Annotated in this window: 13 protein-coding genes and 1 tRNA gene; 6 read left to right on the forward strand and 8 right to left on the reverse strand. The window is 66.9% G+C overall.

All coding sequences use genetic code 11. The annotated features are described in order from the left end of the window. Positions 1-371: 371 nt before the first annotated feature. A complete protein-coding gene (gene obgE, locus ACYVL2_RS16415) occupies positions 372-1838 on the reverse strand; it encodes a GTPase ObgE (protein WP_460545264.1) in 1467 nt (488 codons plus the stop codon). A 115-nt stretch (positions 1839-1953) separates the two neighbouring features. Here obgE and ACYVL2_RS16420 point away from each other — a divergent pair. Continuing rightward, positions 1954-2029, forward strand: a tRNA-Lys gene (locus tag ACYVL2_RS16420). Between the two features lie 102 nt (positions 2030-2131). Here ACYVL2_RS16420 and ACYVL2_RS16425 read toward each other — a convergent pair. After that, complete coding sequence (locus ACYVL2_RS16425) at positions 2132-2893, reverse strand: hypothetical protein (protein ID WP_460545266.1); 762 nt, start codon at positions 2891-2893, stop codon at positions 2132-2134. 170 nt (positions 2894-3063) lie between these two features. Here ACYVL2_RS16425 and phoU point away from each other — a divergent pair, with 170 nt between their 5' ends. Beyond that, entirely contained in the window at positions 3064-3699 is a 636-nt protein-coding gene (gene phoU, locus ACYVL2_RS16430; protein WP_460545268.1) for a phosphate signaling complex protein PhoU, read from the forward strand. Between the two features lie 58 nt (positions 3700-3757). On the opposite strand, the gene pstA is transcribed toward phoU, so the two are convergent. The 4 genes from pstA to pstB form a co-directional block, all read right to left on the reverse strand. Then, positions 3758-4681 (reverse strand): PstA family ABC transporter permease, encoded by a 924-nt coding sequence (pstA, locus tag ACYVL2_RS16435; RefSeq protein ID WP_460545270.1) that lies wholly within the window; start codon positions 4679-4681, stop codon positions 3758-3760. Positions 4682-4704: 23 nt separating this feature from the next. Then, positions 4705-5661 (reverse strand): PstC family ABC transporter permease, encoded by a 957-nt coding sequence (pstC, locus tag ACYVL2_RS16440; RefSeq protein WP_460545272.1) that lies wholly within the window; start codon positions 5659-5661, stop codon positions 4705-4707. Between the two features lie 66 nt (positions 5662-5727). Next, the gene (locus ACYVL2_RS16445) at positions 5728-6696 is read right to left on the reverse strand and encodes a PstS family phosphate ABC transporter substrate-binding protein (RefSeq protein ID WP_460545273.1); all 969 of its coding nucleotides are present in this window, start codon (positions 6694-6696) and stop codon (positions 5728-5730) included. A gap of 223 nt (positions 6697-6919) precedes the next feature. After that, positions 6920-7801 carry a phosphate ABC transporter ATP-binding protein gene (gene pstB / locus ACYVL2_RS16450; RefSeq protein ID WP_460545275.1) on the reverse strand — a complete coding sequence of 294 codons (882 nt, stop codon included), beginning with the start codon at positions 7799-7801 and terminating at the stop codon, positions 6920-6922. Between the two features lie 211 nt (positions 7802-8012). On the opposite strand from pstB, the gene ACYVL2_RS16455 reads away from it, so the two are divergent. Next, positions 8013-8387: a phage holin family protein gene (locus ACYVL2_RS16455; RefSeq protein WP_460545277.1), complete on the forward strand. Its 375-nt coding sequence runs from the start codon at positions 8013-8015 to the stop codon at positions 8385-8387. Between the two features lie 46 nt (positions 8388-8433). Here the strand turns inward: ACYVL2_RS16455 and ACYVL2_RS16460 are convergent, their stop codons facing one another. Then, positions 8434-8913 carry a hypothetical protein gene (locus ACYVL2_RS16460; protein WP_460545279.1) on the reverse strand — a complete coding sequence of 160 codons (480 nt, stop codon included), beginning with the start codon at positions 8911-8913 and terminating at the stop codon, positions 8434-8436. Positions 8914-9151: 238 nt separating this feature from the next. Here ACYVL2_RS16460 and ACYVL2_RS16465 point away from each other — a divergent pair, with 238 nt between their 5' ends. Together ACYVL2_RS16465 and ACYVL2_RS16470 are read left to right on the forward strand one after the other, a co-directional pair. Beyond that, complete coding sequence (locus ACYVL2_RS16465) at positions 9152-10063, forward strand: cation diffusion facilitator family transporter (RefSeq protein ID WP_460545281.1); 912 nt, start codon at positions 9152-9154, stop codon at positions 10061-10063. Between the two features lie 123 nt (positions 10064-10186). Continuing rightward, complete coding sequence (locus tag ACYVL2_RS16470) at positions 10187-10360, forward strand: DUF397 domain-containing protein (protein WP_460545283.1); 174 nt, start codon at positions 10187-10189, stop codon at positions 10358-10360. 53 nt (positions 10361-10413) lie between these two features. Here ACYVL2_RS16470 and ACYVL2_RS16475 read toward each other — a convergent pair whose 3' ends face one another. Next, positions 10414-11844, reverse strand: coding sequence for a helix-turn-helix domain-containing protein (locus ACYVL2_RS16475; protein WP_460545285.1), 1431 nt, complete (start codon positions 11842-11844; stop codon positions 10414-10416). A gap of 331 nt (positions 11845-12175) precedes the next feature. Here ACYVL2_RS16475 and ACYVL2_RS16480 point away from each other — a divergent pair, with 331 nt between their 5' ends. Next, entirely contained in the window at positions 12176-13768 is a 1593-nt protein-coding gene (locus ACYVL2_RS16480) for a serine/threonine-protein kinase (RefSeq protein ID WP_460545287.1), read from the forward strand. The last annotated feature ends 12 nt before the right edge of the window (positions 13769-13780 follow it).

Genomic DNA, 13780 nt, shown 5'->3' on the forward strand with positions numbered 1-13780 from the left:
CCAACCAAACCCACCAGACACCAAGCCCAGCAGACCCAGCCAGCCCGCACGCTGACCATCCAAACACCCTGTTGAGTTCTCAAACAACACGCCACAATCGGACTGCAAAACATCATGGATGTTCCAGCTCCGACCGGAGCGGCTCCAGTAACTTACCAGACCGGTTATTGGGCCGCTTTCGACCCCCGGCGCTGTTCGTTCGGAGTTTTGCCCTTTTGGTTGAGGCCAGAGCCTTTCGGCTTTCCTGTCCGTTTCCCCCGCGGGCAAGAACTAATTTACGCGACCCGGAACCGGGGCTTGCAAGGGGGGTGCGTGTCCGGCGACACACCCTCGCAAGCTCCCTGTAACCCCAGGTCAACACACAATTCTAGCTAACCCCTGCGGCGTTTGCCACGGGATTCCTTGTCTTTGGCGACTTGCTCGAGCAACTCGGCCCGGCGGGCCCTGCGCTCTGCGAGTCGTTCGTCGGCGCCCTTCCGTTCGCTCCGGTCGAGCCTCACGTCCGTACCGCGCGGTCCGACCGTCGCCACCACCGAGGGGTCCGTCGGCTCCCACTCGAATTCGTGTTCACCGATGCGGACGATAGAGCCCGGCACGGCCCCCTGCTTCGCGAGTTCCTCTTCAATGCCGAGGTTCGCCAGACGGTCAGCCAGGTAGCCGACGGCCTCCTCGTTCTCGAAGTTCGTCTGTCCCACCCATCGTTCCGGCTTGTTGCCGGTGACGATGAATTCAACGTCGCCCTCGTAGGCGGGGGTCACGCTGCGGACTTCGAAACCGGAATCGTCGACGGCCTCGGGCCGGATCACCGCGCGTGTGGACTCGACGGGCGGCTGCTCGGCTCTGAAGTCCTCTACCGCCTTGCCGAATGCGAAGGACAGCTCCCGCAGGCCCTCGCGGGAGACGGCACTCACCTCGAAGACCGGCCAGCCGTACTTCTCGAGATCGGGTCGGACGAACTCCGCCAGTTCGCGCCCGTCGGGGACGTCCACCTTGTTGAGGACGATGATCCGCGGCTTCTCGGCCAGGCCGCCGTACTCCCGCAGCTCATGCTCGAGCGCCTCGATGTCGGAGACGGGGTCCCGCACGGTCTCGAGGTTGGCGCAGTCGACGACGTGCGCCAACACGGCACACCGCTCGATGTGCCGGAGGAACTCCAGACCGAGTCCCTTGCCCTGCGCGGCTCCGGGGATGAGCCCGGGCACGTCGGCAATCGTGTAGGTGGTCTCCCCGGCCGACACGACGCCGAGGTTCGGCGTCAAGGTCGTGAACGGATAGTCGGCGATCTTCGGCCTGGCCGCGGACATCGCGGCGATCAGCGACGACTTGCCCGCCGAGGGGAATCCGACGAGACCGACATCGGCGACGCTCTTGAGTTCGAGCGTGATCTCGAGCTCATCGCCGGGTTCACCTAGCTCGGCGAACCCGGGGACGCGGCGCTTGGAACTGACCAACGCGGCGTTGCCGCGCCCGCCCCGGCCGCCTTGAGCGATGGTGATCTCGGTGCCGTCACCGGTCAGGTCGACGAGTTGCTCGCCGTCGCCACCGTAGACGACAGTGCCGTTGGGCACGCCGACCCGAAGGGACTGGCCGGCGGCGCCATGGCGGTTGGAGCCCTGCCCATGCTTGCCGTTGCCGGCTTGCAGGCGGCTCTGGAAGTGGAAATCGAGCAGCGTGTGGACGTTGGGATCGACGAAGAACACGACGTCGCCGCCATGCCCCCCGTTCCCGCCGTCGGGCCCGCCTAGAGGTCGAAACTTCTCGCGGTGGACCGACACGCAGCCATTCCCGCCCTTGCCGGCAATGACCTGCATATTTACCCGGTCAACGAAACTTGTCACGGATCAAGCGTAACCACCGCTCCGCCCCCTGACGCACGACACCGTAGAGCGTGCTAAAGTTTCTCCTCGTGCGAGCGACTCAGGCCCGAGCGGGCCGGATCCACTCAATCATCAAGCGCCGCTAGCTCAACTGGCAGAGCAGCTGACTCTTAATCAGCGGGTTCGGGGTTCGAGTCCCTGGCGGCGCACCAATATGAGGTCCGGGAAACCGGGCCTTTTTTCGTATCCGGATGACGAGAGCTTGGACACCGCCGGGCGCGGCCGGTCAGAGAATCGGCCGCGCCCGGCGGTCGTCACTTGTATTCGTCGAAGAGCTCGGCGCACTGCCGGCCGAGGTCGGCCAGCAGCGCGTCGGCCTTCGCGGCGTCATGGTCGTCGACGTAGATCCAGGTGTCGACTTGGATGTCGAGTTTCCCGATGACGACGTGGATCTCGCGCTTCTGAGAGATGTCCTCGCCGAAGACGGAGTGGTAGCCGGCGTCGCCGAACTCGGTGTAGTCGGTGACGTTGTAGTCCTCGTCGTTGTCCCAGTACTCCCGGTCGTCCTCGAGGTACTCCATCGTCGAGTCGGCGTCGCCGTACGAAGAGACGTAGATGGACGCGGTGTTGTAGTCGTCGTCGGCGAAGGTGCAGCTCAGTGAACCGGTGTCACCGCTGGACGACGACGAGGTCGAAGTCTCGTCCGGATCGATCGCGGAGCCGAAGACCTCCTCGAAGCCCGAGAGGTCGAAGGCGCCGCAGGTCTGCTCGGTGAAGCCGGCGCTCTCAGTGGTGTCGCCGCCGTCGTCTCCGGTCTCCTCGGGGGTCGGCTCATCCTCGGGCGTGGTCTCCACCGCCTCGGATGAGGGCTCCTGCTCTGGGGTGGTCGGGTCGGTGCCGCCTCCGGCCTCGGTGGAGCCGGCGGTCCGCTGCACGATGAGGAGCGTGACGGTCATGACGACGATCAGCACGGCGATGACCGCTCCCCCGATGAGCCACAGGCTCGTCTGCCGCGGGGGCTGCGGCTGGGGCTGCCCATACGGAGGCGTATAGGAAGGCTGAGAGGGGTAGGACATGCGCTTTACTCCCAGGGATCGATCAAGGTTCTTCCACACTCTAACGCCGGGCCGCCAGGTCGACGGCCCGCAGGTTCGCACACGTCGGCCGTCCGTTGCGCCGCTGCGCCTACACTGAGGCCGTACCGAGACCCAGCATCCGACCCGGCGATTGGTCAACAATGGCGAACGTGTTCCACCAGCATCTCGACGAGCTCAACGACCTGCTGGTCGTCATGGCCCGGCGAGTCGGCGAGGCCATCGGCAAGGCTGGAGCGGCGCTGCTGGAGATCGACACCGCCGCCGCCGAAGAGGTCGTCACCGCGGACGAGGCGGTCAACGCACTGCAGTTCCAGGTCGACGACCGGATCGTGGCGCTGATGACCCGGTACGAGCCAGTGGCGACGGATCTGCGCTTCATTCTCGGCGCCGTCCGGATCTCGGTCGACCTCGAGCGGATGGGCGACCTGGCCAAGCACGTGGCCAAGACGGTGATCATGCGGGCGCCGATCTCGGCGATCCCGCCGTCGCTGCACGACGACTTCGCGGACATGGGACGGGCCGCCTTGCGTCTGTCGGAGAAGCTCGAGCGCATCCTCGCCGAGCACGACCAGCTCGAGGCCGCGCAGATGGGTCTCGACGACGACGAGCTCGACGCGATCCAGCAACGCATCCACGACCAGTTGCCGGACCTGCAGTACGGGCCCCAGGTAGCGGTCGACACGGCGCTCCTGGCGCGGTTCTTCGAGCGGTTCGGAGACCACGCGGTGCGCGTCGCCCACCAAGTCGTCTACCAGGTGACCGGAGACGTTCACCTGGATCGTTGACGGGCAGCGCGAAGGGGCGGCGCGAGAGCGCGCCGCCCCGTACGGATGCCGGCCGTTCTCAGGCCACGCGCTTCTTGTCGAAGTGGTTGCGCAACCAGATCGCGAAGGCGTTCATCGTCAGCAGGACGATCAGCATGATGACCACGCCCGCTGCCGCGAGGTCGTGGAACTCCGGCTGCGGTCGGGTGGCGTACTGGTAGATCTGCACGGGCAGCACCGTGTAGCCCTCGGTGAAGAGCTCGGGGTCGAAGACGACGAAGGTCGTCGCGCCGACGAGTAGGAGCGGAGCGGCCTCGCCGATCGCCCGCGAGACGGCGAGGATGACGCCGGTGGTGATGCCCGGTACGGCGACCGGCAGGACCTGGCGGCTGATGGTCTGCCACCTGGTGGCTCCCAGGGCGAGGGACCCTTGCCTGATGGAGCCGGGGACCGCCCTGATGGCTTCGCGCGCGGCGAGGATCACGGTGGGCAGCACCAGCAGTGCCAGGGTCATCGAGGCGGCCATGGGAATCCGTCCGATGCCCAGCGGGCCGCGCACGATGAAGGCGAGGCCGAGGATGCCGTAGACGATGGCGGGGACGCCGGCCAGGTTCTGGATGTTCAGTTCGATGAAGCGGTTGTACCAGCGCTCACGGTTGGCGTATTCCTCGAGGTAGATCGCGGCGCCCACGCCCAGCGGCACGATGATGAAGACCACGAAGGCGATGACCAGGAGCGTGCCCATGATCGCGGGCCGGAATCCGGCGTTCTCGATGTCGAGCGTCGAGGGCGGGTTGGTGAGCAGGTCCCAGCTCAGTCGTCCTTGAGCCTGGAGGAAGGACCAGATGAGCAGCCACGCCAGTCCCAGCATGGCGACGCTGAGCGCGAGGAAGAGCAGGGACTTGAATATCGCGCTGATGCCGCGGCCTCGGCCGCCCCCACCGCTCAGGGCGTGCTCGGTGGCGGCTGCCGCGCCGCTGACCGCCAGGTTCGGCGATTTCATGCTGTGTTCCTTCGTGGTGGGCATCACTCGTAAACCTCGCGGAAGCGGCGGACCAGGCGGATCGCGAAGAGGTTCAGGATCAGGGTGATCGCGAACAGCAGCGAGCCGACGGCGAAGATGGTGTTGTAGGTGATCGTGCCGGTGGCGATGTCGCCGGTGGCGGTCTGGCCGATGAAGCTGGTCATCGGCAGGGCCGGTTCGGTCGGGTCGAAGGTGATCTGCGGCTTGGCGCCGCCGGCCATGAGCACGATCATGGTCTCGCCGACGGCGCGGGAGGCGGCGAGCACGATGGAGGCGACGATGCCCGAGAGCGCGGCCGGGAGCACGATTTTGAGCGAGACCTCGCGTTTGGTCGATCCGAGCGCGTAGGCGCCCTGGCGGAGGCTGTTCGGCACCGCTCGCAAGGCGTCCTGCGTGACCGAGGAGACGATCGGCACGCACATGAGGCCGACCGCGACGCCGGCGGCGCCGATCGAGTAGACGCCGCTCCAGTCGAGGAACGGGAGCACGTCCTGGAGCAGCGGCCGGAGTGCGTAGAGGGCCCAGAGGCCGATCGCCACGGTGGGGATGCCCGCGAGGATCTCGAGCACCGGGGTGACCGCGCGCCGGATCCAGTCGGGTGCGTACTCGTTGAGGTAGATGGCGACGCCGAGTCCGACCGGGATCGCGATCAGCAGCGCGTAGAAGACCACTTGCAGTGTCCCGACCAGAAGCGGGATCACGCCGTACTCGCCGTCCACGAAGCCGGCCGACCAGGTCGTGCCGGTCAGGAAGTCGATGATCGAGATCTCTTCGAAGAAGTCGAAGGAGGGGATCACCAGCGACAGGACGATGGAGACGGTGACGATGACGGAGATGGCGGCGCAGAGCGCCAGGACGGCGAAGATCGCCTTCTCTCCATAGCGCGGACTCGACGGCCTCAGATCAGGGACGCCGCCGCCGGTCCCGCGAGGGGCCGCGAGGTCCGGGCTGGTGCTCATGGTGCTCCTAACTGGTGACGATGGTGAATCGGGCCCGGTCCCGCTCGGGACCGGGCCCGGGTGGTGTTAGCCGATGAGGGTGTTGAGCTCTTCGGTGGCGGTGGCTTCCTGCTCCTCGGTCAGTCCGATGAAGCCGGCGGCCTCGGCGATGTCGCCGGAGTTGCTCACGAAGTACTCGACGAAGGCCTTGACTTCCTCCTTCTCGAGCGACTGCTTGGACGGGAAGATGTACAGCTGGCGTCCCAGCGGGGCGTAGCTGCCGTCCTGGACGGTCTCGGCGGTCGGCTCGACGCAGCCTTCGCCGTTGTCGATCTGGAGCGCCTTGACGCGGTCGGCGTTCTCCTCGTAGTAGGAGAAGCCGGAGTAGAACATGCCGCCGGCCGAGCCTTCGACGCCGAGGATGCCGGAGTTGTCGTCCTCGCCGATGTTGTTGTAGTCGGTGCGCTGGACGCCGCCTTCACCGTTGATGGCCTCGGTGAAGAAGTCGAAGGTGCCGGAGTCGACACCGGGGCCGTACAGGTCCAGGGGCTCGTCGAACTCGGCCTCGAGGCCTTCGACCTCGCTCCAGCTGGAGAGCGTGGAGTCGGGGCCCCAGATCTGCTGGAGCTGCTCGACGGTCAGGCAGTCGATGGGGTTGTCCTGGTTGACCATGACGGTCAGCGCGTCGTTGGCGACGCCGAGCCGGGTGAACTCGATGCCGTTGTCGGCGCAGAGCTGGGCCTCTTCGTCCTTGATGTCGCGGGAGGCCTCGGAGATGTCGGTTTCGCCGTTGCAGAACTTCTCGAAACCGCCGCCGGTGCCGGAGGTGCCGACGGTGACCTGCACGCCGGGGTTCTCCCCCATGAACAGTTCGGCCGCGGCCTCTCCGAGGGGGGCGACGGTGCTGGAGCCGTCGGCGACGACGGTGCCGGACAGGGAGCCGTTCTCGCCGTTGCTCCCGGAGTCGTCTCCGCCGCCGCAGGCGGCCAGGCTCGCCGCCAGCGCGCCGGTCAGGGCGAGGGGCAGAATTTTCTTGCCTTGAACCTTGAGGTTCATAGCTGTGGTTCTCCGATCCTTGGTCTTCGGGTTACACCGTCATGTAATCGACGCTGGGTATGCGCTCAGGGACGTGAAGTTGAACTGGCGGTGAACGGTCGAGCGCGATTCGCAATCGGGCGTGGCCAAGGTGGCTCCGGGGACCGTTCGTTCCGATGTTTGTGCTGGTCGAGCGCATACAAGCTGACCGTACTGTCCGAATCGACCGGTGCGCCGCATTTCCCTAACCGAAACGTCCGGTGACGTAGTTCTCGGTGCGCTCGTCGGACGGGGTGGTGAAGATCCGCTGGGTGTCGTCGAACTCGACGAGCACGCCGGTGCGGGTGTCGGACCGCTCGTTGACTTCGGTGGAGAAGAACGCCGTCTTGTCGGAGACGCGGGCGGCCTGCTGCATGTTGTGGGTGACGATCACGATCGTGAACTGCTTGGCCAGGTCGACCATGAGCTCTTCGATGCGGGCGGTGGCGATCGGGTCGAGTGCCGAGCAGGGCTCGTCCATGAGGACGACCTCGGGCTGCATGGCGATCGTGCGGGCGATGCACAGTCGCTGCTGCTGGCCGCCGGAGAGGGCCAGCGCGCTCTTCTTCAGGTCGTCCTTGACCTCGTCCCACAGGGCGGCCTTCTTGAGCGAGTCCTCGACGATGCCCTCGCGTTCGGAGCGGGAGGCGCCGTGGATCTTGGGGCCGTAGGCGACGTTGTCGAAGATCGATTTGGGGAAGGGGTTGGGCTTCTGGAAGACCATGCCGATGCGGCGGCGGACCTCGACGGCGTCGACGTCGGAGTCGTAGATGTTCTTGCCGTGGTACGAGACCTGGCCGCCGACGCGGGCGCCGGGGATGAGGTCGTTCATGCGGTTGAGCGAGCGCAGCAGGGTGGACTTGCCGCAGCCGGAGGGACCGATGAGGGCGGTGATCTCGTGCTTGATCACCTCGAAGGTGACGTTCTTGACGGCGTTGAAGCTACCGTAGTGGACGTTGACGTCGCGGATGTCAAAGACGGCCTCGCCGCCTCGCGCGATCGGGGGGCGCGACTCGGTCTGAGGGACCGTGTCGAGGCGTGGCGGAACCACGGTCGGGCCGGCCTCACGCCTGGTCGGGTCGCTCACGGTCTTCTCCTTATTGACGGGTACTCAGCTTTCCTCGCGAATGTAGGCCCCGCGGGTAGCGGTGAGTTGGGTCTTTGGTGAACGAACGGTGAACGGCGGATTGACAGATGATGGTCACTCTTGGTGTGCGCGACCGTTCCGAGCCCTCGGCGACACCTGAAAGTTACCCGAATTCGGCGCATTAGCGGCCAATCAGGGCGATACTGGCGCCATGAGCTTCGTGGTGCGTCTGCTTCTGACGGCGCTGGCGCTGTGGGTCGCCACCGTCCTGGTCTCGGGAATCACCCTGCTGGGCGATTCGACCGGCGACAGGATTCTCTCGCTGGTTCTGGCCGCGGTGGTGTTCACGTTGGTGAACGCCTTCGTCAAGCCGCTGGTGATGCTGGTGGGCTGCGCGCTGTACGTACTGACGCTGGGACTGTTCGGCCTGATCGTGAACGCCTTGATGTTCTGGCTGACCGGATGGTTGTCCGAGGAGATCGGGATCGGGTTCACCGTCGACGGCTTCTGGTCGGCGTTCTGGGGGGCGATCATCGTCTGGATCACGATGTGGGTGCTGGACCTGCTGACGCCGAAGCCGAGTTAGGCCGGGCGGCGAGCGATCGCTCGGATCGCCCGTGCCCGGCCTCGGCTCAGTAGAAGTAGACCCCCGTGGAGGGTCCGGTCGGTGCGTCGTGCGTGTTCTCGTCGCGTCCGGCAGCACCGGAGTTCGCGGAGGTGCCGTTGAACGGCACCGGTCCTTGCGGTCCGGGAGCCTTGCCGAGTCGCCGGCGCATGATGTTGAGGTGGTGCAGACCTGCGAGGGCGTAGGTCCGGATTCGGTTGTACTGCTTGGTCTTCTTGGCGGTTTTGAGGGTTTCGCTGGCGTTGTGGTGGAGTTTTCGTGCTCGGTCGAGCGCGGCGGCCGCCTCCGGGTCGGTGAGCCGCGTGGGCGCGATGGCCAACTGGTTGGCCAGGAGTTCGGTCCAGGCTTCGGCGTCGGCCTTGGCGCGGGACTTGACGCGCCTGCGGTTCTCGATGTACGACCGCAGTCCGAGGACCGCGGCAAAAATGAGGACAATCGCGACGACTGCTCCGAACGAGGCGGTTGCTACTTCAATGGCGTCTTGCATCGTCACCCCCCGTGACCAGTGTTCTTAGATGTCTAACGACCATTATTCCATTGCCGGCACGCTTTTATGAAACTCCCCCTGGTTTGATCGAGGGCGGTCCTTTTCCAGCATTGCCGACATTGGAGACCATCCTCCTGTATCAGGCGGTTTTTTCATGCATAGATGCGCATGTTAGCATTTTTGCCGTCGCGCGCCACGAGCCCGCGATACTCGCACCGAGACCGAGGAGGACTCCCACATGGGCCACGACCACTCGCACCCGGGAGCCGCCTCGCTCGGCGCCCGCCATCGCGGCAGACTGTGGATCGCCCTGGTCCTGGCCGTGACGGTGATGCTCGTCGAGGCGGTCGCCTCCTGGTATACCCGCTCGCTCGCCCTGCTATCCGACGCCGCGCACCTCGCCGGCGATTCGCTGGGCATCGCCATGGCGCTGGCCGCGATCATGGCGGTCACCCGGGGCGCCGACAAGCCCCGCCGCACCTTCGGCCTCTACCGGCTCGAAGTCCTCGCGGCACTGGGCAACACGCTCCTGCTGTTCGGCGTCGCGGTCTTCGTGACCGTGCAGGCGGTCCGGCGCCTCGACCAGCCTCCCGAGGTCGACTCGCTGCCGATGCTGGCCGTCGCCTGTCTGGCGCTGGGCGCCAACATCGCCTCGCTGCTGCTGTTGCGCTCGGGCGCCTCGGAGTCGATCAACGTGCGCGGGGCCTACTTCGAGGTGCTCGGCGACGCGCTGAGCTCGATCGGCGTGATCATCGCCGCCGCCGTCATCTGGTTCACCGGCTGGTACTTCGTCGACTCCATCGTCGCGGTGGGCGTGGGCCTGTTCATCCTCCCGCGGGCCGCGAGACTGGGCCGCGACGCGCTCCGCATTCTGCTGCAGCATGCACCCAGACGGGTGATCATCGGCGACGTCGAGGACGCCCTCGGCGCGCTCGATGGAGTGAACGAAGTCCACGATCTGCACCTGTGGACCCTCACCTCGGGAATGGACGTGGCGACCGTCCACCTTGCTCTGGAGGCCGACGCGGACCCGAGCGTGGTCCTGGCCGACGCCCGCCGGACACTGCTCGAACGCTTCGGCATCGCGCACGCCACCGTGCAGATCGAGCCCGGCCATCCGGACCGCGACTGCGATCGCCCCGGCTGGTGAGCGGCGACGGGCCTATGTCCGGAAACTGATAGTGACAGATATGTGACGCTTGCCATTCACCCGCATGGCTATGGTAAACACCGACCTGGGGGACTCGAATTGCTCCTTGGAAGGAGGAGATCCATGTTGACCCGTACATGGAGGAAGAGCAGCAGATCAGGCCCGAACGGTGCTTGCGTGGAGGTCAGGCTCGCGAGCGGTGGCGTCGAAATCAGGGACACCAAGCTCGCCCAAAGCCCGATTCTGCGGACCAGCCAAGCTGACTGGCTGTCCCTGCTGCAATCGGAAGGTCGGTAGGCAGACTGTGACGGGGCGGCGCGAGCCGCCCCGTCTCGCTTGCTGCGGCACTGTCAGAACGACCGCAGCCGCGCGGCCTGCTGCTCGATGAACTCCAGGCTGCGACCGGGCCCGAGGGCGGCAGAGCGCAGGTTGCCGAAGACCTCGTGGAACGGGGCGACGTCGTCGCCCTCCTCGTAGACGTCACCGTTGTGGCCCTCGATGTAGACCACGTCGGGGTGCCGGTACCCGGGGTCGACCTCGCCGTCGACCTCGCCGAAACCCAGGACGGTGAACGAGGAGAGCATGCCGGGATAAGCGCCCCCGTCGAATGGCAGGACCTGAAGGTGCACGTTCGGCAGCGCTGCCAGCTCTAGCAGGTTCTGCAGTTGGTCGATCATGACCTTGGGCCCGCCGAGAACGCGCCGGATCGCCGCCTCGTCGATGACGTTCCAGATCTTCAGATCGTCGCGCAAGCGCTGCTGGCGCTCCATGCGCAAGTTGATGCGCTCGTCCATGAACTGCCGCGACTGCTCCAAGGCGAAGTCGAACGTCGCCCGGGCGTACTCGCGGGTCTGCAGGAGCCCGTTGATGATGAGCGCATCGTAGATGTACAGGCTCGAGGCGTCCTGCTCGAGGCCGACATAGGTGGCGTACGGCGGCGAGATCGTGTCCGAGTACCGGGCCCACCAACCGCGCTTGCGGCCGTCGCGGGCCAGCCGCACCAGCTCGTCGATCTGCGCGGAATCGGTCACGCCGTAGACCTCCGCCAGCGCCATGACGTCGCGGGGTTTGATGCCCACGCGGCCGAGCTCCATCCGGTAGATCGTGGAGGTGGTGACCTCCAGCGCGTCGGCCGCCGCCTGGGCGTCCCGCCCGGACTTCTCGCGCATCTCGCGCAGTATCTTGCCCGCCCGCCGCCTGCGGACGGTCGGGCTGCCGCCTGAAGGCATCGCTTTGCCCCCCAACCTTTTCGGCAGATCGTTGTCAGCGTCGTCGTTAGATGTTCCCATTTGACACCCCGGTCCCTCCGGTTCGGGTCGCGACGCACCGGCGGAGCGGGACTTCGGGTCGCTCACCGGTGCGTTGCCGGTTCTCGGCTCCGCAGGCGCAGCCGAGGCTGGTGGGGAGAAACTTCGCCACCCGATCCGGTTATACCTCTTGCATCGAAAAACTGCATGTGCAATTCTACTTGACGGAGGGGCCACCCGCCTCAACCGACTGTACCGATTCGACACCGCGACTCGAATACCGACTGGTAATCTCCCGGATCGGCGATCCAGTGCCGTTAGCCGCCAAGGGATCCGGACATATATACGACAATGAAAGGCAGCCCGCGTTGCGAAGTCCGTACACACTCGACAATCCTCCGCCGGACGAGCCGCCGAACGGGGTCCTGGTGCCGAGCCTGTGGCGCGTGCAGGCCCGGTGGTGGAAACGACACACTCCGGCGGCCGACCAGCGGACCGCGAGGCGACCGGTCTGCGGTCACTGCAGGCAGGCATGGCCCTGCCACTCCTGGGCCTGCTGGGACGGCCAGCTCGGCGAGGCGGTCGCGGCACCCGTCTTCGCCTCCGAATCGGTCACCGGCACAGCCGATTCGCGGCCCGAAGTGGTCACCCGAATGCCTGAACGGACGCCCGTCTCCGCACGGGCTCCACAACAGGTCACCGCATCTAGCGAGGAAAGAAGCGCCGCCTAGCGCGTAGCTTGGAACGCTCCCGGTCGTTAACCCTTTAGAGAAGATCGGACTCAAGGCGAATTTACCGCTCGCAAGCTTCGCCGTGAAGGCGAATTCAAGCTCGCAAGCTTCGCCGTGAAGGGGAAAGCCGCCGGATGCTGAGCACGCGCAACCTCAAGGCAGGCGACGTCCTGGACGGCCGATACCGTCTCGAACGCCGCGTCGGCGGCGGCGGCATGGGTGATGTCTGGGAAGCGACCGACACGACGCTGTGGCGCACCGTCGCCGTGAAGATCCTATTGGCCGACCTGGTCGACGACCGTGGGTTCCGCGAGCGGTTCCGCCGCGAAGCCCGCGCGATCGCCTTGATGAAGGGGCCGGGGATCGTCGAGGTCTACGACTACGGCGAGATCGACCACGGCGAGGCCCAGATCGCCTACCTCATCATGGAATTCATCGACGGCAAGCCGCTGTCGCGGCTGCTGGGGCTGTGGGGCAGGCTCCCGCCCGACGACGCGATGCGCATCGTCGGCGGCGTCGCCGAGGCCCTGCAGGCGGCCCACTCGGCCGGGATCGTGCACCGCGACATCAAGCCCGGCAACATCCTCGTCCGCGACGACGGCACGGTCGTGCTGGTGGACTTCGGCATCGCCCGCGCCGGCCACAACCTCACCCTCACCACCACCGGCGTGGTGCTGGGCACGGTCACGTACATGTCTCCGGAACAGGCCGCAGGGGAGAATCTCACCACCGCGTCGGACCTGTACTCGCTGGGCGTGGTGGCCCACCAGTGCCTGGCCGGGTCGCCGCCGTTCAAAGCCGACACCCCGCTCGGGGTGCTCTCTGCACACCTGCGCAACGCCCCGCCGCCGCTGCCGGCCGACGTGCCGCGCGACGTCGTCGCCATCGTGACGCGCGCCCTGCAGAAGGACCCGTCGGCGCGCTGGCCCGACGCGGCCGCGTTCGCCGGGGCCTGCAGGCAGGTCAGGGCGGCGCTCACCGAGGACGGGGCGACGCCGACCACGCTCGTCCAGCGGGAGCGGCCGGTCGAGACCGGACCGGACGCTCTGCCGTCGGCTTCGCCCGCACTCGTCGACCTCGGCACCGTGGCCCCTCCGGAGCGACCCGCGACGCCGCGGCGCCGCCGCATGTGGGCGGCCGTGGGAGGAACGCTCGCGGCCCTGGTCACGGCCGCGGCGGTGACCTGGGCCAGCCCTTGGAGCGACGGGCTCGGCGCCCGCCCGCTGCCCTCAGGTCAGCTCGAGGGCGGGAACACCCAGGTGCGCAGCCAGGACGGCGGGACCATCCCCGCCGAGGAGGCCGACATCGAACCCGGAAGCACCAGTGCGCCCTCCAGCCGGTCGGAGACGTCCGCGTCCGAACGGTCGGAGCGCGACCGCGCCGAGCCGACGGCGACGAGCCGAGGACTCGAACCGAGCGCCGGCGCCACGGGCACGGCGAGCCCGACCGCATCGCCGTCACCGACCGAAGAGCAGACGGTCGCCGTCCCCGACGTGACCGGCCAGTCGGAGCCGAACGCGCGCCAGCGTGTCGAGGAGGCCGGCCTCTCCCCCGAGGTCGCCTACACCGGCGACGGCGACCACCGCTGCGGCGTCGTGCGGCAGTCACCGCCCGGCGGCAGCAGCGTCCAGCCGGAGTCGACCGTGGAGCTGACCGTCGAGCGCGCGGCCGACGCCGAATCGTGCAAGAACGAGTCCGAACAGACGAAGGCGCCCGACGGCGAATGATCGCCGCCGGGC

The sequence above is a fragment of the Glycomyces halotolerans genome (genome assembly GCF_054779575.1).